The 227-nt window shown below is 65.2% G+C and carries 1 protein-coding gene; it reads right to left on the reverse strand.

All coding sequences use genetic code 11. From position 1 onward, the window contains the following. On the reverse strand, window positions 1–227 hold a 227-nt coding region (locus HMPREF2914_RS22555; protein ID WP_042951601.1), incomplete at both ends, for a cbb3-type cytochrome c oxidase subunit I.

The raw sequence follows: 227 nt of genomic DNA on the forward strand, positions 1-227 counted from the left end.
GTCTTGATCGCCATCATCGGGCCTTCGAAGGTGGACATGCCGTAGAACGCCAGGGACACCACCAGGAAGCGCAGGATCGGGTCGTCGCGCAACTTATGCCAGGCCCCGGAGAGGGTCATCATGCCGTTGATCATGCCGCCCCAGCTCGGCGCCAGGAGGATCAGCGACATCACCATGCCCAGCGACTGCGCCCAGTCCGGCAGCGCGGTGTAGTGCAGGTGGTGCGG

This window comes from Pseudomonas sp. HMSC067G02 (assembly GCF_001813485.1).
In the GTDB taxonomy this organism is placed as follows: domain Bacteria; phylum Pseudomonadota; class Gammaproteobacteria; order Pseudomonadales; family Pseudomonadaceae; genus Pseudomonas; species Pseudomonas aeruginosa.